Here is a 22230-nt window from a genome sequence, read left to right on the forward strand (position 1 = left end):
GGCGGCGAGAGTTTCAAAGAGAGTTGGTTTCCAGGGCCGAACCTGCCGGCTCGGTCACCAAGTGGATGGGCACAGCCGGCGCCTTGCTCTGGGTCGACTTGCCGGCCTCCGCTTCGCGGATTAACTTGTCCCGTAGACGCAGGTAGTAGGCGTTGACCTTGTCCACCGGTATCAGATTGTTGGCGCTGAGGCTGGAGGCACGCGGCCATTGCCCTTCTATGGCCTCCAGGTCCTTGGCCTGCTGGATGAAGCGTTCCATCCGGCACATCATCCATGGCCGCAACTGACGCCAGAGCGGTATGGGCAAGGGCTTGAAGAAAGGGAACAACAGGTCTTTCTTGGGCTCCTGATAGCAGAAGCAGACCCAGGTGTTCTCATCGTCTATGGGCGTGGCCACCAGGTAGACGTCAAATACGTCATTACGTATCTGCACCAGGTTGGGCATCAGCACATCCACGCCTATGCGCCAGCCCCGCTGCCATGGAAACTTGGCCGTCAGCGTGTCCTGAGCCGGGCGCTCGTCATCGGGCCGAAGAATGAAGTCGCTGGTAATCAGATGCCCATCGATGGCGCAGCGGAAGTCATCCACCCGCCCCCCCTTGGGATCCCAGATATTCAGGAAGGAGCCCTTGTGCACAAAGGGAACGTGGTAGACCTCGCACACGCTCTCGACGTAGCGCGTGTAATGGATGGGCGCGGTCCAGCCATATAGCGAGGTAAAGCCCTTGTACTCGGCAAAATTGGCGAACATGGGCACTTCGGGATAGCTGTCCTGCTGCTCGCCATTCCATAGCCAGATCAAGCCGTGCTGCTCGTGAACCTTATAAGCGGGTACCTGCATGGTGCGGGGAATAACGCCGCACTTGCCCAGTACCGGCATGTGCACGCACTTGCCTTGTTGGTTGTACTGGAAGCCGTGATAGGGGCAGGCGATGGCATCGCCATGCTGTTTGCCCTTGCTCAACAGCACGCCCTTGTGGGCGCAGCGGTCTTCCAGACAGGCCACCTCACCGTTGCTATCGCGGTAAAGCACCAGCTTCTTGTTCAGCCGGGTAATCCCGACCGGCTTGTTCTTCACATCCTGACCACGTAATACGGCATACCACTGGTTGGGTATCATTTTCCGCCCTCTCCGCTAGCCAATCTAAGAATCATCTCTTCCAGCCTGACCACGCTCTGGAAGTTCACCGGGTCTATCTCCTCCAGGGGAATCCGTATCTTGAATTCACTGGAGATGAAGTCGACGATGTCGAATACCGATACCGAATCGAGGATGTTCAGCTCCATCAGCGGCGTCTCCACCGTCAGGTTCTTGTCGCCATCCAGAAAGCTGCGGGAGATGAAGCCCAGTATCTTTCCGGTGAAATCATGTAGGGATTGCATAGTTGTCCTGGCTTGGAACGAGGGTTTCCGGGGTAGCAGCGAGCTCGCAGAGCTCATGCACTGCAGAGGCTGCAGCCGAGCGCAGATAGCTCAGCCTGGCGATTTCCGAGGCCAGCGACTGCGGGGTATTGAATTGGTAGAGCGACTCTGGCGACACCAACACGCCGTGCTCGGCCTCCAGCACCGAGAGGATGTGCAGTGCCGAAACCGAGTCCAGCCCCAGCGCCGCAAACGGGTCCTCGGCGCGGACATGTTCCAGACTGCAGCGGTTGAGCTTGGCAATCATGGCCCGCAGCCACAGGCAGATGCTGTCTGCCGATGCCAGGTCCAGCACCGCCAGCGCCGCATCGGTCGCCTGCTCGTGGCTGGCGCCGCTCACGTCACCTCCGGCCTCGCACCAGCTGAAGTAGCTGCTCAGGCTGCCATCCAGGTATTCGCCCTTGAGCGCAACGCGCTGCAGCTTGCCCGACGAAGTAATCTTGACCGTCTTGCGCGGCACAAAGACAACCTTGTCCGCCTTGATGCCGAACTTCTGTATCAGCCGCTGGTTGATGGCCACCACCAGGCTGGCAAAATCCAGGTCGGCCTGCCTGGCCTCAATCGCCAGCACCAGCTGTTCGCGTTCCTGCGCTTCCACCGAGAAGGCCACCGCCCGGCCGCTCTTCAACTCGGCACAGGCCACTGCCGCTTCGTATTCCAAATCCTGCGGGTAGAAATTAACCCCACGGATGATGATGACCTCCTTCAAGCGACCGGTGACAAACAGCTCGCCGTCTGCAAGAAAGCCAAGGTCACCGCTGCGCATGTAATGCCCTGCCTGGCCACCAATGTGCAGGCCGAACTGCTGGCGCGTCTTGGCAGGGTCGTTCCAGTAGCCCTGCGCCACACTGGGGCCACTGATCCAGATCTCGCCTATCTCGCCATCCTTGAGCGCAATACCCAGCTGCGGGTCCACCACCCGCACATCCAGCGAATCATGTGGCCGGCCACTGCTGACCAGATAGCGACTCTCCGGATCGGTCTCAGGCAAGGGGCTCAGCTGGTTCTTGCCCAGCTCCCGCGCGCTGACGCTAAGGGACTTGAAGTGGGTATCCAGCGGCTTACCGGACACCATCAGGGTGGCCTCGGCCATGCCATAGCAGGGATACAGCGCAGCAGGATCGAAGCCGACCCGGCCGAAGCGCTCGGCGAAGCGCTGCATGGTGTGGTAGTTGATGGGTTCAGCGCCGCAGAAAGCAATGTTCCAGCTGCTGAGATCCAACTGCTCCAGCTGGCGGTCGCGGATATTGTTGACGCACAGCTCGAAAGCGAAGTTCGGGCCGCCGCTGCTGGTGCCACGGAACCGAGACACCGCCTCCAGCCAACGATAAGGGCTGCGCAACACCAGATTGGTCGGCATCAGCATGGTGGCAAAGCCAGCGCAGACCGGTTGCAAGATGCCACCGACCAAGCCCATGTCGTGATACGGCGGTAACCAGATCACCGAGCGGCTGACACCTTCACGATGACCGAAACACTGTTCTATCAGGCGGGAGTTCTCCACCAGATTGCGGTTGCTGACAATGACACCCTTGGGCTTGCCAGTAGACCCCGAGGTGTATTGCAACATGGCGATATCATCAGGATTCGCCTGGAATTCACTGAAATGCCCTGCCCGCTCACCCAGGCAGTCTTCCATGCTCAGCCAACGCAAGCCCTTGAGTGCAGCATCCTGCTCGATGTCGTCCAGCAATCCGTCCAGACCGGCCAGATCGGTGAGGACGATGGGGTCCTGCAAATCCTGCAGTATCAGCTTGAGCCTGTCGCGCTGCAGCGGGTTGCGGGGCGGAAAGGTTGGCACCGCAATGGCGCCAGCGGCCAGGCAGGCATAGAACCCGGCCACAAAGTACTTGCCTTGCGGCAGTACCAGCACCACCTTGGATTGCCCCGCTTCTTCCAAGCGCTGTACGCCTTTGATGGCGTGGGCGATGCGGGTAACCAGCGATTCCAGCTCGAAGTAGCTGAGCGTCTCCTCCTGCTCCGCATCCTCGCCCAGCACCGTATAAACCATTTCGCGCGGTGCGCTCTCAACCCGGTACTTCAGCAGGTCAAGAAAGGTATGGCAGTCCGCAGGGCCATTGCGATAGTGCGCGTGGCCACCTTGTCCACCCATCAATTCATCTGCCGCGAGCAGGCCGCCTTCGCCGCCCAGTACCTGGATACGAATATCGCTTGATGTCATCGTGCGCTTTCGGAAGTTGTAACCGACTCAGGAAGGGGAGTAACCAGGAACATTGATCCAGCAGGCGATGATGGGGTTGCCATCCACCAGCACAGGTGAACCCGCCCGGTCGGCACTGAAACCGGCCTTGCGCAGCAAACGCTCCACGCCTAATGGCGAGACAGTGATCACGCGCCGGGCACCGCTTTCGGCAGCACGTTCCAGCGTGGCTTGCAGTAGCTCCACCGCCACGGGGGAGGAAAACTGCCCCAGCGGCAGCTTGGCCGGATTGGCCGCCGAACTGGCTGCCTCGCTGAAGTCCACCGCAGCAAAGCGCGACAGCTCCCAGATATCGGGCGAATTCGGTACGTGTTGGCCGTTGAGCAGTTGAGGAAAAATTTCGCCCAGCAGATAGGGGCGGGTCGTAGGAAGCAGCCGGGCACCGCCGACTACCTGATCATCCTGATCCTGGGCCACCACATAAAGCGTATCGGGCCGGTCGAACTGATCAAACTCGAGACCATCCTGGCATTTGAGCTGCCAGCCCAGCTTTTCCACGAACACCCGGTGACGATATCGGGCCAGTCCCATGAACACGCCGGACGGCAGATGGTCAGACCTTCCAGTGACGATTTGCACCACTACCTCCTTATTCGGCTCTTCTCGGCGAGAGCATCGGAGCGTATTGAATAGAGCTTGGTGACTTCACGTAACTACCAGATTTGGTGGGGTCGCCTTCTGCCCGGCATGCTGCCAGGGCGCACAGCCGCGACACCTCATCGTTTCGCGCCCGCCTAAGTTCCCCATCGAACACGGCCAAACACCTTGAAGTAAGGCGTTTCAGCGGCTAGGCGCCTGACCGTCATCTTTTCGCAACATCACCTGCCGGTAACAGCCCGCCATCATGCCCGACACATGGGTAGTCACAGGCCAAGCAAACGCTAAGGCGCCGGGGCGGCGCTCCTGATGTGGGAGGCCAGCCCCGCATCGGCCCTACGGCCGCCATGGAGACAGCGCGTGGACGGTCTCCAGAATGCAAAAAGCGGCGCAATGCGCCGCTCCAGGTACTGCCATTCAATGCCTCCCTATCAGGTCATCAATTCAGAAAACCCAACATAGCCGCACGAACCACGGCCGCCGTCTTGTTCGACGCCCCCATCTTGGCCACCGCATTCTTGATGTGAAAATTAACCGTGTTCTCAGACAAAGCCAGTATCTCGGATATCTCACCAGCGGTTTTCCCGTCAGCCGTCCACTTCAGCACTTCCATCTCCCGCTGGGTCAGGTTCAGCTTGCCCCCGCCTATGCCCAACTTGGGCGACAGGATACGGGCCAATGCATTGTGCGAGGTCTGCACCAGCCAGCGCATCTTCAGCTCCTTGCTTTGCAATTCCTTGGCTGTGATCACCCCCCTGGAGCGGGCCAGCGTCAGCATGCCACCCACGCCGTTGGCGGCGCAGCTCGATTGCGCCCAGCCATGTCGCAGGCCGAATGATTGCGCCTCGTCCCACAGATCGGTGGCCGAAGCGAATACCTGGTTAGACCAGACGATGGGCGTCTGCGAACTGCGTCCATGCTGCACTGTCGCATCCTTGCGCAGATAGCCCTGCTCCATATAGCGCTGCTGCCATGCCAGCGGATAGTTATTCAGTATGACCATCTTGGGGTTAGACAGCGGTAAAGGCACTCTCAAGCCATAGGCGTAATACTCAAAGCCCAGTGCAATCGCAGCCAATTCAATCTGTTTAAGCAAGGTCTTTTCACAATTCACCGACTCCTGGGCAGCCAACAAGTCCGCTTGCCAATTCTTCATCCATCCCTCCTGAGTGATTCCAACGGAACTCAACCACCCACCCAACAGCCTGCAAGCAGGCGAGTTGAACGGGCCGGGTAATAGGTGCCCCGTTTCATGCCGCAGTTGTTGACACTGCTTGTTCTTCTAAATGTCCTGACTTCAATCCTTAAGCCTGTCACACCTCGCACCAGCCAATTATGCCTACAGCATAAACAATACCGCCGGCCCGCGTCACCCCCAGCCGCTGCAAGCGTAAGCACAGCAGCAACAGCTTGATATACAAAATATTACCCATCAGAATATGCTGATAACCTTGTCGGCAAGCCAGGGTGAGTGCAGCGCCTATCCGCCTGCTTGGTGGGGCCAAGCCCGGCTGCAGGCACAGCCTGACGCGCAGGCAAAAAAAAAGCGGGTGCCTTTCGGCATCCGCCCTCCTGCTAAAGACACTTATTACCAGTATGCTGCGCCGCAACAGCGGCCGCAGCTACTAGTAATCTTGCTAGCCGCCTTACCAGCTCAACTTGAGACTGTACTTGCCAACTGGCGAGCTACTGTAGCGCAGCACCTTCACATAACGCGCAGCGGTCGCCCCACTGCTGTTGCTGCTACTGACCAGATCCGACTGGCCAGCCCCTTTCTCGCTCTTGCCCAGCAAGGTACCGCTGCTGTTGTAGACATAAAGATCGAAGTCAGCATTGCTGGCAGCCGGCACCAGTGTCGCCGCCAGCGTCTTGCCTGCCGGCAGATCGACGACAAACCAGTCCTGATCACTGGTATTGCTTATGATGCCCTCAAAGGTAACAGGCGCACCAACACGGTTGGCCGTACCCAGCGTATTGTTGGGCTCACGCTCAACGCCACTGGGCAGTGGCCTACCCAACACGGCCTCCATGGCGGCAGCGGCATCCAGCATGCCTGTACCACAGCTCACGCTACGGCCATCCAGCCGCAAGCAGGGTTTGACAAAGGCCCGTGCCGACGACTTCAGCAGGCTTTCCACCTGATCGGGCGTCAACGAAGGCTTGGCCGCAATCATCATGGCGGCTACGGCAGCCACATGCGGGCTGGCCATGGAAGTACCCGAGTAGTCGCCATAGGTATCCGCACCGCGCACCGTTGTCCCGGTATTCAGGGTCGAGCGTATGCCCACCCGGTATTCGCTCGGGTCATCCCGGCCACCACCTCCCGGCGCTGCGATATCGACACCATTACCATAGTTGGAATAGGACGCCAGGCCACCATCTACCCGCAAAGCGGCCACAGCCACCACGCCCTGACAGTTGGCCGGGCTGGCAGTGCTGACATCCATACCATCATTGCCCGCCGCCACGACTACCACCGCGCCGTTGGCACGGGCCGTGTTGATGGCATCTTGTTCATACTGGCTGCACGCACCTGTCCCCCCCAGCGACAGATTGATCACCCTGGCCGGCGTGGTGTTCTGCGGCACATTGGGTATGCTGGCACCCGATGCCCACGCCATGCCGTCCGCGATATCCGAGGTATAGCCGCCACAACGGCCCAGTACCCGCACCGGCAGTATCCTGGCGTCATAGGCCAGGCCCACAATCCCCATGGCGTTGTGGGCGGTCGCGGCAACGGTGCCGGCCACATGGGTACCATGCCAGCTCGATCCCGACGCCCGCTCACCCTGGCCGCATTCATTGTCCACCACGGTCCAGTCGCCCGCGTCGATGGCATCGCGGCTACGGCCAGCCGGCTTACGGCTGACTGCCGGGTCGCTGATCATGTCATAGCCACCACCACTGACCAGGTTGCGGGTCAGGTCCGCATGGCGTGTATAGCCGGTGTCCACCACGGCCACGGTCACACCCAGGCCGGTAGACTGACCCCACGCCAGCAGCGCATTCACCCCCGCCACGCTATTGTGCAGATCCCACTGCTGCGACCAGTACTGGTCGTTCGGCAGTACATCCATATGGCGCTTCATCCTGTCGGGCTCGGCATACTCCACGCCTGCGTCGCCCTTGGCGATATTTGCTGCCATAGCTTCCACTTCGGCCAGGCTGTAGCGGCGATCAAGCTTGTAGATCTGCGCACCCTTGCTGCCCTCACGCAGCAAGGTAGCCGAGCTGCCAAACCCCGACACGGCGCGCTGTACCCGGCTTTGCCGCTGTGCCTGCACCGTGGCACGCGCACTGGCCGCACTCGGCCCGCTCAGCTGCGGTGCGGCAAGGCCGCTGTCTCGATACTTCAGGATGATACGGTCAGTCCCATTACCTGCATCGGCGGCCAGGACTGCAGCACCAGATAGTGCCAAGCTTACCGCCAGAGTCACCTTGCTCAATGCTACGAAACGCTGTTTGTTCTTCTTCATTGCGTTGCTCCGTTGTTATCGGACTTGCATTTGCGCCGAGACGCCATCAGCGCAGGGAATAAACCACCGACCACCGTCCTTGTGTAAAGACAGCGGTCGTAGCGCCAGGGGATACCTTGGCTGAAATATCGCAGTACGTGGCATGTGCCGCCGAGACAGCGTCACCCGAGCTGTCTTGCCTGTCCTCCATACCATCGCATCCTTTGCACACCTGGCTGCACAGCCAGGCTATAGCATCAAATCTGCTATACTTATTATTTACTTAGCAGCTAAGTTAGTTTCCAATCTAAATCAGCATTCCAATCATTGTCAACGCAGGGAAGGACAGCTCCCTCCCTCCCCAGTAGAAAATGAAAGTCATTTAAAATCAATTTGTTATTTAAATATTCAAGTCCAAAGCTTGTCGTCATGCCCGGCAGGGGCTATCACTTCTGCTAGCAACAGCGCATTGAATACCATCCAGAAAGAGACACCCTGTATAAGGTGCAGCCCGACGGAGGTGCCCAATAACCTCGATTGCACATCTAGACCCAGACCAAGTGCCATGTTTCGACGCAGCCTGTCACCCCAAGAGTCGGAGCGCGGCTACAAGTGCCCCCGCAACCTCGATATCCAGGCAAGCACAGGTGCGAGTGAGAAATGTCCAAGCAGCATAGGGTTGATATGCCAGGAGAAGTTTTCTCATTGGCGCCGTATTGCGACGACAGCGAAGTATCTGCACATTCCCGACAACCGCAACGCCGCATAAAGCAAAGCAAAGCCGCAAGCGGCGCCCAGGGTCTACGCAAAGCTTCAAACCCGTGGTGTGAATAAACATGAAGATACCGCCCCCTGACCCCGCCTATGGACGGCTTGATGAGCTGGCAATCGCCTTCGCCAACTACGCCGCCATGCTGGATGCCGCGCTGGCCGACGCCATAGGCCTGAGCGTGACCGATCACAAGGCGCTGGGGCTGATCGTGCAGCAGCCAGGCATGACCCAGCGCCAATTGGCCGATCAGACCCAACTGACCTCGGGCGCCATTACCGGCCTGATAGATAGGCTGGAGCGCGCCGGATTTGTACAACGCCAACCTCATGCGCAGGATCGCCGCAGCGTGGTGCTCATGCCGGTTGCCGACCGTATAGGTGCCATCAACCACCTCTACCAGCCGCTCTCCAGTGCCATACAGGCGCTGGATGCCAGCTATCCGGCTGCACAGCAACGGCTAATACACCAGGCCCTGGGCAGCTTGTGCGATCTGCTGCAGCAACATACCCAAAGGCTGCGGCAAGACCCGCAGGTCAGGCCAAGCCTGCGTTGATCAGGCCACGCAGCCGTGCACTCACCATGCAAAAAAATGCTTGCCCCGACTGAACCTTCTACGCTATTGGCACTCTCTGGTTGAGAGTGCTAATATCGTTTTGCGGTCAACCAACAGGCCGCAACAAGGAGCAAGACCAACATGACCACCATGACCCTGCCGGCCATTGCCTCAGGCGACAGCCTGGATCGCTACATCCAGCAAATCAACGCCATTCCGCTGCTCAGCCAGGACGAAGAAGTCTCGCTGGCCACGCGCCTGCATGAGCACAATGATCTTGATGCCGCAGGTAAACTGGTGATGTCGCACCTGCGTGTGGTTGTCTCCATCGCCCGCGGCTACGCCGGCTACGGCCTGCCTCAGGCCGACCTGATCCAGGAAGGCAATATCGGCCTGATGAAGGCGGTCAAGCGCTTCGAACCCAGCCGTGGCGTGCGCTTGTTCTCCTTCGCGGTGCACTGGATACGCGCCGAGATCCATGAGTACATCCTGCGCAACTGGCGCCTGGTTCGCATCGCCACCACCAAGGCCCAGCGCAAGCTGTTCTTCAATCTGCGCAGCATGAAGTCCAGCCTAGCCTCGCTCAGCCATACCGAAGCCAAGCAGATCGCCGACGACCTGGGGGTCAAGCCCGAAGAAGTGCTGGAGATGGAAACCCGCATGAGCGGCCAGGATGTTGCCCTGGTAGCCGATGACGGTGACGAGGACAGCTACGCCCCCATAGACTGGCTGGCCGACAACGACAACGAACCGGTTGCCGTACTCGAGCGTCGCGCCACTGATAGGCTGCAAGGCGAAGGCCTGCAATCCGCACTGGAAGGCCTGGACGCCCGCAGCCGCCGCATCGTCGAAGCCCGCTGGCTGGCCGATGACAGCGGCGCCACCCTGCACGAGCTGGCCGATGAATTCGGCGTCTCGGCCGAGCGCATCCGGCAGATCGAAGTCAAGGCACTGCAGAAGATGAAGACTGCCCTGGCTCCGGCCTGATTATGCATGATCATGCAAAAAGGCGAACCTAGGGTTCGCCTTTTTGCTTGGTGCCGCTAGCCTGCCCTGCGCAGCAGCTCCAACCCGTCTACGGGCGTAGGCAGAGTGCCGCAGACCGCTTGGGGATACGACATGCCCGCACAAGAGCGCCACCAAGCTTATCACGGTTAGCAACGGCTCATCCTTATCTGCCCATGGTCTGGCTGACTCACCGCCTACTGCTTACCACTACCACTCCAGCGCCATGAATCCCCGACCGTACTTGTACTCGGTCAGCATGTTCTGCTCGGTAATCACTTCCAGCGGCCTGCCTGCCCCCGCACGTACCATCTCCAGGTCTTCAGTTCGCCAATGCGCCACCCGCTCAATCGCCCGATCAAGCTTGGGCTCGCTGCCACAACCCTGGCTACCGCAGTTAGGACGCACCAGCCGTATCAGGTGCGCGTGCTGGGCAAGACTAGAGCGTGCGTCATGGTGCCCGGCAAAGATGAAGTTGCGATACCTGAACAGGTGTGGAAACACCTGAGCCGCAGTTTCCATCACGTCCGGCGAACCAGTGCTGTTGAATGCCAGCATCCCGCCGGGCGCCAGGCGTGACGAAAGGACAGTCAAGAACTCCTGGCTCAACAAATAGCTTGTGTAAGCACGCCAATGCCAGGTGGTGTTCATGACTATCAGGTCATACCTACCTTCATGCTGCTTAAGCCACTGGCGGCCATCTGCCTCATGGATATGCACCTTGGGGTCATGCAGCACCCCCCTCACCGTTGGGTAGCGCTGTATCAAGTCCAAGTAACCCGGGTTGAGTTCGACTACATCAATGCGCTCAACCTCGGGCAAGTGTCGCAGCACCTCTACCCATGAACCGCCACTCAGCCCCACCACCAGAATGCGCTTTGCATTCGGCCGCAACGCCGCCAGCGCATACATCCGCTCGATACCATTGCTATTGCTCACTATGCTGGTGTTGAAGTCGCCGTCCAGCACATTGCCACCGTAGATGCTATCTGCCAGCACCGGCCTGGTTACCGTATAGATAATGCCATGACGGTTCTCGATGATATTCCCAACTGCCTCCCAGGCTGGACGACCTGAGGCCGCAATGCGTTGCACCACCCAATCAGCGGGCACCCACACCAGGCAAAGCAGCGTAGCGACACCAGCCAAGCCAAGTCTCCAGGGTTTGGCGCCGCCGGAGAACGTTGCGGCCAGCAGGCCCAGACCGACGATCAGCGAAAGCACACCCAGCAGCACGAAACTGGCTTGCACACCCAAGCGATCCAGCAACACGAATCCAACCAGTATCGGCCCTACGGTCGCACCTAATACGTTGGCAAAATAGACATTGGAAACAGAGCGCCCCAAGACTGTCGCACCGCGTGAGCCCAGTTCATGAGCCAAGGGAAACAACAACCCTTTCAATGCAGATGCCACTGCCACCAGGATAAAGAGTACTACCGTCTCCAGCGCAGGCACTGACACTACCAAGGCATAAACCAATGGGGCGAGGATGTCATATAGGCCAGACACGGCCAAGAGCATGCCAGCCGCTTGCAATGGCGCATGGTTATCACGGCACAGCCGCTTGCCATAGTGTGCTCCGGCAGCAATGCCAATCAGGAAAGCAAACAGGACAAAGGCAAAGGCCTGGGGCACGGAATGGTGGGCAAAGCCCACCAGCCTGACCCAGAGTATTTCCAGCCCCAGGCTGCTAAGACCGCAGAAGAAGGCCAATAGGCCAGCGAAACGTATCATGGCTGCAGCACCCTTTCTTGGCGCCACTGCACCAGCTTGACCAATACAGCAACCAGCACGTTGATGGCGACAGCGATACCGATGGCCTGATTGAGCGTCACATATCGGAACAACACAAAACCACATGCAAGCGCTCCCAGCGCCGCCCCCATGGTATTGAAGAAATACAGCAAGCCTATGGACTCACCCACGGCCTTGTCATGCCTGGCGAAATGGGTAGTCAATAGCGGGAGAGTCGCCCCCATGACGAACGTCGCCGGCAACACAAGGATGAAATTGATAAGCCCAACCTGCCATGATGGCGAGCGGCTGAACAGGTCGCCAGCCGCACCTATCAACATCGGGCTGACCATGCCGAACAAAGCAATGCCCAGCTCGAACAGGGCAAACAGGTTCAGTGTTGCATCGGGGTAACGGTCCGCGAGCCGACCGCCAAACCATCCACCCAATCCCAACCCAAGCATGAATGCCGACACGACGATGGTGATGGATTCCATGTCCACGCCGAAATTGCCGAACAACAGACGCTGCCAGCATATCTGGTAGATCAGTCCGGCCGCACCAGATAAAGTAAAAACATTGGCAATCGCCAATTTACTGCTTTGCATGGACCCACTTCCTGTTGTGTCACCCACCTACCGCAGGTGCTTGCAATTTATCGGTCACTACAGACGCGCAGGTCATACTAGCCATGCGCAGAACCCTTGCACACACAGGCGCGTGTGGCAAGCAGTTGACCAGCGCAAGGGCTTGTCAACGCCGCCCACCCCGCTTAGAGCGGCTAACAAAACTCAGCGTAACGGTTCAGCCTAGGCGCGAGTGCGCTGGCGCGCGCAGCAGACAGTACGAAGGTACGGAAAGCTCGCACAACAACGCCAGGAGGGTTTTGTTAGCCGCTCCTATTCATCAACCGACAAGATATGTTCATGCCTGCCCGCCAAATGGTTTTCCCAAATGCGCACATACAAATGCTCAAGATTGCGGGTGAAGCGCTGGGTATCGAAAAGTGGTGCGGTCACCAATTTGCCAGCCAGACGACTTCTTACCTGCTGCCGATAGTCCGCATCCCCCCCCATCTTCGCCGCCAGAGCGATATACTCTTCCCAGCTAGAAACAATCAATGACTCCATCTCCAAAGCCGCTAGCAAGCTGGCAGCAACGCGGCTGGCAAATATCTCACCAGGGCAGGTCACCAGCGGTACCCCCGCTCGCAAGGCATCACTGGCTGTTGTATGCGACCCCACCGGCGACGTATCCAGGGCGACATCAGCCAGCGTCAGACGGGCGAGATGATCGTCCAAGGGCATATCATCAGCCCATATCAGACGATCCCGCGCAATACCTTCCCCTGCGAGCGCCTCAATCAGTTTGCTGGCCGTCTCAGCCGCGGGCTTTAGCAGCCAAAGCACACCATTAGGCACCTGCTTTAGCACCTCACACCACACTTTGAAAACCGGCTCCGTGATCTTGTAACTCTGATTGAACGAGCAGTAGACGACAGCACCTTCAGGTAAGCCATGCCCGACCCTGGACGCCCCTTTACGGACAACACGTGTATTATCGTTGGGCTGATAGCTATGCGGCAGTTGGGCAATTTTTTCGCTATACCCGTCTGCATGCTCGATCGGTGTTACCCATTTGTCGCCGATGACGTAATCAGCCAATACAGATAAACCAAGACTACCTGGATAGCCAAGCCAGCTCACGATGATGGGCGCTGGCCTCATGGAAGAGATGACCAGCCGCTCATTCTGAGTCCATCCCTTGAGATCGACCAGGATGTCTATCCTATCTGCTGCGATAACTTCAGCAGCCTCCCGATACGAACATGCTCGAATGTCCCGGAAGACATCGCTACCGCCAACAAGCCTATGACGCATGGGGCTGGCATCGTGTATGCCATAAGAATAAATATAGACTTCAACACGACTCCGATCGTGCTGCTCCAACACCCCCGCCAGCAGATAGGCCGTAGCGTGCTCATGGAAATCAGCAGACAGATAACCTAGGCGCAATCGGTGGGTGAGCGCCGTATCTGCAGGTTGAAGTTGCACCGGTGCGCAGCCAATAAAGCGACTGGTCCCGAAGCTCTCAGCAATATGTCTATGCTGCCTTCGATCAAAACCCGGTATCGCTAGCGATGGGAAAGGCGGAATCTGGAACGGGATTCCTCTCTCATAAGCGACACATAGCTTTGTCGCTATCTCCGCAGCCAAAGCCCAGTCACACAAGTATTGTGCGGCATGAAGCAATTGCGCCAGCAGAATCACATCGCCCGGCTTCACCTCCAGTGCGGCCTGATTGACCCTGACAGCCTCATGGTATTGCTTATCCAAGGCCAATGCAGCTGCCAACAGCTCCGCATCTCCTGAACGCCGCCGGGTGGCTTGCTCCAGCAAAGGTAGGGCCTCGTTCGCACGCCCAGCGCAATAATACAGCTCGCCGAGACCCGACTGCAGCGCGGGATCACCAGGGCTCAGTGCCAAGGCCTTTAGATACATTGCCTCCGCGTCTTCTACCCTACCCTGAAGCCGATAGCAGCGGGCCAGGTTACCTACACGCCCCCCGTCGCTCGGATCCAGCTTGCATGCCCGCTCAAACAATGGTGTCGACTCATCCAGCCGCCCCACCCTAACCAAAAAAACGGCGAAATTATTAATGGCTTCATCATCATCGGGCGCCAACGTAACCGCACGCTGCAGCCATGGTTCTGCATCAGCAAAGCGCGACTGCGCCAGCAGACTGCTGGCCATGGCCTTGACACCAAAGGCATCGTCAGGAAATTGGGTGAGGTACTCGCCCGCCAAACGCTCGAGCAATACGTATTCCTTTGCCGCAAACGCAGCCATCACGCGCACGCCCGCCTGTTGGCGTTTCTTCTCAATTTTTGCTGGTTTCATGAATCTCGACAAGCGAAAGGAGCTGGCATCCAAGGGGTAATAAAGGTCAATCCGTATCGCCAACAGAACCCGATTGCACCGTTTGCATGAATAAATGCTCTAGCGAGAGCGAAGCACGGACTTCAACAATTTGGTGGCCCGCATCGCGCAATCGTTCTAACTGCGCCCAGACCTGATCATGTGGCAACTCGATTGCCCACCGTTCACCCACGTCTCTTTTCATACCAGCCACTGCCGTAGACCCCATGGAGCGTATCTGTACGCGGCTATCTTCCCGCGCCAGATCCGCCGGGCTGCGCACCATCCGCATCTCACCCTGGTGTATCAGGCCAAATCGATCAGCAATCCGCTCAACGTCATGCAATACATGTGAGGTAAAAAAAATCGTACCGCCATTGTTACGATACTCGGCCAGAATATCCACCACCTCTCGCCGCCCAAGCGGGTCAAGTCCTGACAGGGGTTCGTCTAGTATCAATAAGCCGGGATTTCCAACCATCGCCTGCGCCAATGCAGTACGCTGCGCCATCCCTTTGGAAAAGTCACGTATCAACTTCTTCGCCACGTGCACTATGCCAAAACGCTCAAGCCAGCGCATGCTTTCCGCCTTGACATCCCCCTGTACCCCACGCATACGTGCGCTGATCCCCAGCACCTCGAGCGGAGTCAGATAATCGTATAGGCTAGGGTTCTCTGGCACATAGCCCAGCGAGGCACGGCTCTTGTGGTCATCCAAAGGTCGCCCCATCAGCAAGCCAGTACCTGAACTGGGCTTCATGGCCCCGGTCAACAGCTTGATCGTTGTACTCTTACCGGCTCCATTAGCACCTACAAAACCAAACGCCTCGCCCTGCATCACTGTCAAATCTAGCGACCGCAACGCATGAACCGGCTTACGCCAGCGGTTTAAATAAGTCTTGGACAGTTTTTCCAGCTGGATCACTGCAGTCATAGCGTCACTTTTACTGCGCGGCCGGAATACGGCGCTGATAGATGGGCTCCCCATTGGGACTCAGCGCGTAACCAAGTTTCAAAGGGTCCTGAGGAATTCGCGCAATCATCTTGCGCTTAACCAGTTCATCGAGCGATGCTGGCTGCCGGCCAAAAGCCGCAATAAAACGAGCGTGCGCGTCCCGCAGTTGCTCCAGCCCCTCCATCCTGGCTGCACGTGCTTCCAGATAGCGCTTGAAGCCAACATGCCTGCTTTGCTCAGCCATTTTCTTGATCAGTAAAATGGCGGCACGCGCATCTGGCTCCCTGTTCAACCAGCGTGCCGCAAGATCACGCAGGCTAAGCTGTTCTTCCTCATTGCTGCTACGTGCTGCTGCTGCCAGCAATACCTGTGCGCCCTCACGAGGCTGCTTGGCAAAATGGAATAGATTGAAAGCATGGAAATACGACGGCATCAGGTCACCAGGCCGCGCAGGTATTGCACGCACCAACACATACTTCGCCGAATTAGTCTGCCCCTGCCAAGCCAGAATCGCAGCAGCAGTGTAGTAGTTATCGGCATGGCCCGGATTCAGCCAGGCAGCATCACGCTGCACCTTAGCCAAGACGGGAATTGCTGCCTCCTGAGCCCTATCCGTCCGTAGCATCAGGGCCCTGAACACCGCTATATTGGCGGCAAGGAACCTATCGCCGCCAGCCAACAGAAGTTGCACCGGTATAGGCGTAGAAACCTGCATGTCCTCAACCGCGACAGCACGCGGTAGTCCCTTAAGGTGGCTGGCGGCCCCCCCATAGATTAATGCGGCACCGACCAGCATCAGCCACCAGCAAACATGCCGCCATCGCATCAACTAAATTCCCGCTGGCGGAATGCCAACGCAGCCACACTTAGAAGTATGGCGATATAGGCAACAGCCATGATTATCGCACCCGAGATCAATTCAATCGGTAGCGCTTGGTGATACAGCGGCATATCGCGCCAATCCAGGCGACTCAGATCAGGAATCACCAGCAACAGCGCATCCAAGGTAGAGCCGTAGCTAGCAACTAGGTCGGCGTCCCCTTCTGCGCCACGCGCCAGATAACCCGCCACAGGCCCCAGCATCTTCGCTGCAATGGCAAAACATGCACCTACCGCAAAGGGTAGAACTGCACTGGTCGCAACGCTGGAGATCGCCAAGCAAAACGCCGTCACTACGCAGGCGTCCAGCCATAGGCCAAACAATGTCAGCCAATACGCGCCACCTAGCAGCACACCATAGGGCTGGGCATAACCCCAGGCCGATGCCTTGGTAATCACGAGCAAAGCCACTCCTAAAACCAGGGTAGCCAACGCCAACAAAGAAATTATGCCGAAGTAGCGCCCTAACAGGTAGTCGCTACGTGGCCTTGGGTAGGTCAAGGCAAACAGAATGGTTTTGCGCTCCAGCTCCCTACCAACCAACTCCTGCACCCAGAACAAGGACATGAGCACCAAGGAGAAACGAACGGCAGAAAAACCAATGTCGAGCGCCACAGTTTGCGGCTGCCTTGCAGAGAAGGAGGCCCCCAGATAGGCCACACCTAGAAGTAACAATGTAAAAGCAAACACCGCGTGAAAACTCCGGCCACGAAAGCCGGAGTACCACGCGGTCAGGCAATAAGACCACATAAGTTTTCTTGTGCCCTAGGCCACCTTATTTGCAGAAGGTAGCAGTCTCAGCATTAGTCAATGCCGCACTAACATTCGAAGCATCAGGCTTCAGGCCAGCCGTCTTATTCAAGCAGTTTGCACCACCACCACCCTCAGTCGTGCCACCGAAAATCGTGGCGCCCTTGCCGGAACCAGCAGCAACCCAAGCAGAAGTCGCATTCCAGTTATAGCTCAAGAACACATTCTTGGAGCAGGCGAGAGAGAAATCGCGGATGATGAAGTCGGTACCCAGGGCACCACCTGCGATGGTAGTCTTGCCACCAGTCGCAGTACCGGTACAGGGGCTAGTAACAGCAGCGCTTGCATTGATCGCGAAGAAAGTGGCCAACAGGCTAGCCAGCAGAATACTCTTTTTCATAGCAAAAACTCCTTAATCTTTGGCGGGTGAATTATTCAGTGCTGTTCGCAATGGACTGACCCAGGAAGTTCCGGGCGTCAGACTGGCCAGCCTTGTCTTCACCACGCTTGGTGTATTCGCTGAACTGAGGGATGGCAATGGCTGCCAAAATGCCGATGATCGCAACAACGATCATCAGTTCGATCAGGGTAAAACCCTTTTGCAGGCGCTTCATGAACTTCTCCTTCTGTCGAGTCTGGCTCGCCCTATGCAAGCCATCAACACTACATCGATACTTCGGCAACAAAAGCAATAACCATGCCAGATACTAAACGCTATTTGCCTGCGCCAAGGTTAAAAAATTCCTGGCATCAGACTGCCCAGCTTTATCCTCACCACGCTTGGTATACTCGCCGAACTGAGGAATGGCGATGGCTGCCAAGATACCAATGATCGCAACCACGATCATCAGCTCTATCAGCGTAAAACCCGACTGGCGAGTCACACACATAGCAACCACCAATGTACTTAGTTTGCCTAATGCAAAACAAAGCAATCTCCATGCCAAGGATCGCGCACACCCCCACCACTACCCTGCCATTGCAAGCAATTGCGCCTCATCCACGGCATCAATCTGCCCCGGCTCCAGGAACATCCTGGCGTATTGCATATAGACCTTCTCACGGATGAAGATCTCGAACAGATCCGGGTCCACATGCTGATCACGCGTCATCCGCGCCAATATGCCCAGCGACTCGGACAGGGTCTTGCCTGGCTTGTAGGGGCGGTCCCGCGCCGTCAGCGCCTCGAAAATATCCGCGATGCCCATCATGCGTGCCTGAACGCTCATTTGTGACCGCGTCAGGCCCCTGGGGTAACCCCGTCCATCCATGCGCTCATGGTGCCCACCCGCATATTCCGGCACATTGGTCAGGTGGCGCGGCCAGGGCAGGGCCTCCAGCAAGCGTATGGTCACCTCAATATGGTGGTTGATGATCTGCCGCTCCGCATCGGTCAAGGTTCCGCGCGCCACACCCAGATTGGTGACCTCATCCTCACTCAAGAACGGCACAGACTGACAATTTTCGTCAGTACCGCTCCAGACATAGGCCGCTATGCCGCGCACCCTGGCCTGATCCTCCGGCCGCATGAACTCGCCCCCCTGATTGGTACGCCGCAGGAAGGCCTTGTCGTCTGCATACTGCGCTAGGCGAGCCGCGTAGGCCCCCGCATCCAGCTCGCCCTTAAGGTGGGCAATCTCGGCATCACGCTTAAGTACCTCAAAGCGGGTATCGACCAGGGCAATGCGGTCGAAAATGGTTTCCAGCTTGGTGGACTTGTCCACCACATGCACGGGCGTGGTGATCTTGCCGCAATCGTGCAGCAGGCCCGCAATCTTGAGTTCATAACGATCCTTCTCCGTCATGTGGAAGGATTTGAACGGCCCCCAATTCGCCTTGCTGGTGGCCTCGGCCAGCATCATGGTCAGCACCGGCACCCGCTCGCAATGGCCGCCGGTATAGGGGCTCTTGTCATCGATGGCGGTGTTGATCAGATTGATCAGGGCCTCGAACAGGTTCTCCAGTTGGTTGATCAGATGCCGGTTGGTCAGCGCAATGGCCGCCTGCGAGGCCAGCGATTCGACCAGGCGCTGGTCGTCGGTGCTGAAATCCTCGATGCTGCGATCGGGCGCCAGCTTGTTGATCAGTTGCAGCACGCCAATGATCTCGTTCTCATGATTGCGCATAGGCACAGTGAGAAACGACTTGGAGTGGTAACCATTGGCCGCATCGAAGCGCTTGGTGCCCGAGAAATCAAACCCTACGGCCTGATAGGCATCGGGAATATTGAAGGTCTCGCCCAGCAAGGCGGCGCACCCTACCACCGTGCTGGTATTGGGTACGCCATCGCCCAGATGCAACGGTATAGGCGGCATGGGTGGGACGCGGCCGGTGCTTCCGCCCAGTGCGATCCCCAGCGAATCGGTACGGACTATCTCAAATTTGAGCGTGTCGCCCTCTACCAGGTACAGCGTGCCGGCATCAGCATTGACCAGATTCTTGGCGGCGAGCAGGATGAGTTCGACCAGATTGCCGATATTGCGCTCACTGGAAAGCGCAATGCCGATTGCATTGAGCATCTCCAGCCGCTGCATGAGCTGGTCGGCGCTTTGCATGGTGCCGCACCCCTCTCCCGTCATCCACTGCTCGATCACTTGATGCAGACCGCCCGCACCTGGTGCAAATCCGTCACGCCCTGCAATACCTTTTCTATGCCATCCTGCTTCAGGGTACGCATGCCTTCATCCAAGGCCACGGCGAGCAGCTCGGCCACGCGCGCATGCTCCTGTATGCGCTTCTTCACAGCGTCGGTGCCCACCAGCAATTCGTGCAAGCCCACACGCCCCTTGTAGCCTGTGCCGTTGCAAGCCTCACAGCCCACCGGCTTGTACAGGGTGAACTTGCCATCCTTGCCCGCAAAATCGCGCCGCCATTCGTCCATCAGGGCCTTCTGGGCAGCGGCAGGGTCTTTGGCCCAGCTGGCCGTGTTCTTCAGTTCCTCCGCATACTCGGCCAGTATCAGCTTCAGCTCGGCATCATCAGGCTGGTAGGCTTGCTTGCATTTGGCGCACAGACGCTTGGCCAGGCGCTGGGCCAGAATCCCCAGCAACGCGTCAGAGAAGTTGAACGGATCCATCCCCATGTCCAGCAAGCGGATGATGGACTCCGGCGCCGAATTGGTATGCAGGGTGGCCAACACCAGGTGGCCGGTCAGCGAGGCTTCAATGCCGGTGCTGGTGGTTTCCTTGTCCCGCATTTCCCCCACCATGATGATGTCGGGGTCCGCCCGCAAGAAGGCCTTCATGGCAACGGCAAAGGTCAATCCCGCCTTGGGATTCATCTGCACCTGCCGCAAGCCCTTCTGGGTAATTTCCACCGGGTCTTCCGCCGTCCAGATCTTGGTCTCAGAGGTATTCAGGTGTTTGAGCACCGAGTGCAGGGTGGTCGTTTTGCCCGAGCCGGTCGGGCCGCAAACAAAGAACAGGCCATAGGGCTTGGAAATAACCTTGCGCAGGGTCTCGTCATTGCGCTTGCTGAAACCCATCTTGTCCAGCGGCAAGGGCTCACCCGAAGCCAGGATACGCATGACCACATCTTCCATGCCGCCCGCCGTCGGCACAGTCGCCACCCGCAGCTCGATATCCAGCGGCCCGTACTTCTTGAACTTGATCTTGCCATCCTGTGGCTTGCGGCGCTCCGAGATATCCAGGTCGCACATGATCTTGAGCCGGGTGACAATAGGGTCACGATAGGCCGAAGGCACCTCGATATAGGGCTGCAAGGAGCCGTCCTTGCGAAACCGTATCTCGGTCTTGCCCTTGCCAGGAAAGGGTTCGATATGGATATCGGACGCCCCCTGCTGGTAGGCATCCACAATGACCTTGTTGACCAGCTTGACCAGCTCATTGTCCTGCGCCAGTGACAGCGCCTCGCTGCTCACCCCCTCCACTTCATCGGAGTCCTCGGACAAACCCGAGAGCAGATCACCGATGGAACTGCCGTCCATGGCAGAGTTCGAGCCAAAGAACAGATCCAGCGACTGGCCAAACTCTCGCAGGCTGCAGACCCGGTAGATCAGCTTCTTGCCGGGAAACACCTGCCCGGCCATGCCGCTGCTGCGCACCTTCTCAGGGTCCGGCGTGATAATCATCACACCATCCTTGCCTTCCTCCACCGGCAGCCACTGCGCCATCTCGGCAAAGTCGCGCTTCACGCTCTTGACTAGATCAAGGGGCTTGATGCGGTCGGGCTTGAATGGCTCGTACTCCACCCCAAAGAAGCGGGCCAGCGAAGCTCCCACCTGGGCAGCATTGACCTTGAACTCCTTCAGCAGGATGTCCTCTATCTCGGTGCCATGCTCACGGGCCCCTTTGATGGCCAGTTCCAGCTCAGTGGCAGACAGCACCCCATCGAGCACCAGGTAGTCATACTTGGTGCGCGCCACAAAGGGGCCGCCATGCTGGCGCTGCTTCAGGGCGATGGCCAGCGTCTTGCACAGTTCAACCGCCCCCTTCTCTGTGAGGCCCGGAAACGGACGCCCGGCTCGGTTGTTGATCAGTTGCACCACGCCGATCAGGCCACCGCTCTTTTCCTCGACTATGGGTGCCACCATCATCTGCTTGGTGCGGTAGCCGGTACGCTTGTCCACCTCCTGCAAGAAGGTCAGCTGGGGGTGGATAGCCTTGAGCTCATTCACATCGTAGACATCCTTGATGTTCACCAGCTTCTTGCTCATGGCCACATAACCGGCCACGCTCTGCTCGGTAATCGGCAGCTTCAGATCCTTGAAGGAATTCAGCCCGATCTTGACCTTGGACACGATGGCATTCTGCTCATCGTTGAGCACATAGATCGTCAGCCGGTCTGCATTGAACAGCTCGCAGATGGACTGACTGACCTCCAGCATGATTTCGTCCACATTGCTGGTGGCATGTATCTTGTTAGTCACCGCCTGCAAATCACGGATGAATTGCAGTTCGATATTGAGTTCCGGGGCTGCAGCTGGCTGGTTCATGGTCTTTGGCGA

General features: G+C 58.0%; 19 protein-coding genes. 2 read left to right on the forward strand and 17 right to left on the reverse strand.

Annotated features, from left to right (window positions below):
- Positions 1-13: 13 nt before the first annotated feature.
- The 6 genes from QQK16_RS02880 to QQK16_RS02905 all read right to left on the reverse strand — a co-directional run bounded on the left by QQK16_RS02880 (position 14) and on the right by QQK16_RS02905 (position 7716).
- Entirely contained in the window at positions 14-1120 is a 1107-nt protein-coding gene (locus tag QQK16_RS02880; RefSeq protein WP_284194917.1) for a Rieske 2Fe-2S domain-containing protein, read from the reverse strand.
- Complete coding sequence (locus tag QQK16_RS02885; protein WP_284194918.1) at positions 1117-1383, reverse strand: acyl carrier protein; 267 nt, start codon at positions 1381-1383, stop codon at positions 1117-1119. Before QQK16_RS02885 ends, QQK16_RS02880 begins: the two co-directional genes overlap by 4 nt.
- Positions 1367-3604, reverse strand: coding sequence for an AMP-binding protein (locus QQK16_RS02890; protein WP_284194919.1), 2238 nt, complete (start codon positions 3602-3604; stop codon positions 1367-1369). The genes QQK16_RS02885 and QQK16_RS02890 overlap by 17 nt, the downstream gene beginning before the upstream one ends.
- A gap of 27 nt (positions 3605-3631) precedes the next feature.
- Positions 3632-4222 carry an acyl-homoserine-lactone synthase gene (locus QQK16_RS02895; RefSeq protein ID WP_284194920.1) on the reverse strand — a complete coding sequence of 197 codons (591 nt, stop codon included), beginning with the start codon at positions 4220-4222 and terminating at the stop codon, positions 3632-3634.
- Between the two features lie 457 nt (positions 4223-4679).
- Positions 4680-5396, reverse strand: a complete 717-nt coding sequence (locus QQK16_RS02900) for an autoinducer binding domain-containing protein (RefSeq protein WP_284194921.1) — start codon at positions 5394-5396, stop codon at positions 4680-4682.
- Between the two features lie 490 nt (positions 5397-5886).
- The gene (locus tag QQK16_RS02905; protein ID WP_284194922.1) at positions 5887-7716 is read right to left on the reverse strand and encodes a S8 family peptidase; all 1830 of its coding nucleotides are present in this window, start codon (positions 7714-7716) and stop codon (positions 5887-5889) included.
- 815 nt (positions 7717-8531) lie between these two features.
- Here QQK16_RS02905 and QQK16_RS02910 point away from each other — a divergent pair.
- Positions 8532-9020 (forward strand): MarR family transcriptional regulator, encoded by a 489-nt coding sequence (locus tag QQK16_RS02910; protein ID WP_284194923.1) that lies wholly within the window; start codon positions 8532-8534, stop codon positions 9018-9020.
- A 141-nt stretch (positions 9021-9161) separates the two neighbouring features.
- Entirely contained in the window at positions 9162-10007 is an 846-nt protein-coding gene (rpoH, locus tag QQK16_RS02915) for an RNA polymerase sigma factor RpoH (RefSeq protein ID WP_284194924.1), read from the forward strand.
- Between the two features lie 228 nt (positions 10008-10235).
- On the opposite strand, the gene QQK16_RS02920 is transcribed toward rpoH, so the two are convergent.
- The 11 genes from QQK16_RS02920 to QQK16_RS02970 form a co-directional block, all read right to left on the reverse strand.
- Positions 10236-11762, reverse strand: coding sequence for a spermidine synthase (locus QQK16_RS02920; RefSeq protein WP_284194925.1), 1527 nt, complete (start codon positions 11760-11762; stop codon positions 10236-10238).
- Positions 11759-12370 (reverse strand): fused MFS/spermidine synthase, encoded by a 612-nt coding sequence (locus QQK16_RS02925; RefSeq protein WP_284194926.1) that lies wholly within the window; start codon positions 12368-12370, stop codon positions 11759-11761. Before QQK16_RS02925 ends, QQK16_RS02920 begins: the two co-directional genes overlap by 4 nt.
- Positions 12371-12661: 291 nt before the next feature.
- Complete coding sequence (locus QQK16_RS02930) at positions 12662-14662, reverse strand: O-linked N-acetylglucosamine transferase, SPINDLY family protein (RefSeq protein ID WP_284194927.1); 2001 nt, start codon at positions 14660-14662, stop codon at positions 12662-12664.
- Positions 14663-14708: 46 nt separating this feature from the next.
- On the reverse strand, positions 14709-15614 hold the full coding sequence (locus QQK16_RS02935; RefSeq protein WP_284194928.1) for an ABC transporter ATP-binding protein: 906 nt from the start codon (positions 15612-15614) through the stop codon (positions 14709-14711).
- A 10-nt stretch (positions 15615-15624) separates the two neighbouring features.
- Positions 15625-16431 (reverse strand): hypothetical protein, encoded by an 807-nt coding sequence (locus QQK16_RS02940; protein WP_284194929.1) that lies wholly within the window; start codon positions 16429-16431, stop codon positions 15625-15627.
- Between the two features lie 29 nt (positions 16432-16460).
- Entirely contained in the window at positions 16461-17264 is an 804-nt protein-coding gene (locus QQK16_RS02945) for an ABC transporter permease (protein WP_284194930.1), read from the reverse strand.
- A gap of 25 nt (positions 17265-17289) precedes the next feature.
- Positions 17290-17664 (reverse strand): hypothetical protein, encoded by a 375-nt coding sequence (locus tag QQK16_RS02950; protein WP_284194931.1) that lies wholly within the window; start codon positions 17662-17664, stop codon positions 17290-17292.
- Between the two features lie 31 nt (positions 17665-17695).
- On the reverse strand, positions 17696-17878 hold the full coding sequence (locus tag QQK16_RS21555) for a prepilin-type N-terminal cleavage/methylation domain-containing protein (protein WP_439954227.1): 183 nt from the start codon (positions 17876-17878) through the stop codon (positions 17696-17698).
- A 93-nt stretch (positions 17879-17971) separates the two neighbouring features.
- Positions 17972-18154 (reverse strand): prepilin-type N-terminal cleavage/methylation domain-containing protein, encoded by a 183-nt coding sequence (locus tag QQK16_RS21560; protein WP_439954228.1) that lies wholly within the window; start codon positions 18152-18154, stop codon positions 17972-17974.
- Between the two features lie 78 nt (positions 18155-18232).
- Positions 18233-19819: an HD family phosphohydrolase gene (locus QQK16_RS02965; RefSeq protein WP_284194932.1), complete on the reverse strand. Its 1587-nt coding sequence runs from the start codon at positions 19817-19819 to the stop codon at positions 18233-18235.
- A 35-nt stretch (positions 19820-19854) separates the two neighbouring features.
- On the reverse strand, positions 19855-22218 hold the full coding sequence (locus QQK16_RS02970) for an ATPase, T2SS/T4P/T4SS family (RefSeq protein WP_284194933.1): 2364 nt from the start codon (positions 22216-22218) through the stop codon (positions 19855-19857).
- Positions 22219-22230: the final 12 nt, after the last annotated feature.

Origin of the sequence: Chitinimonas prasina (genome assembly GCF_030160395.1) — a bacterium.
Lineage (GTDB): Bacteria > Pseudomonadota > Gammaproteobacteria > Burkholderiales > Chitinimonadaceae > Chitinimonas > Chitinimonas prasina.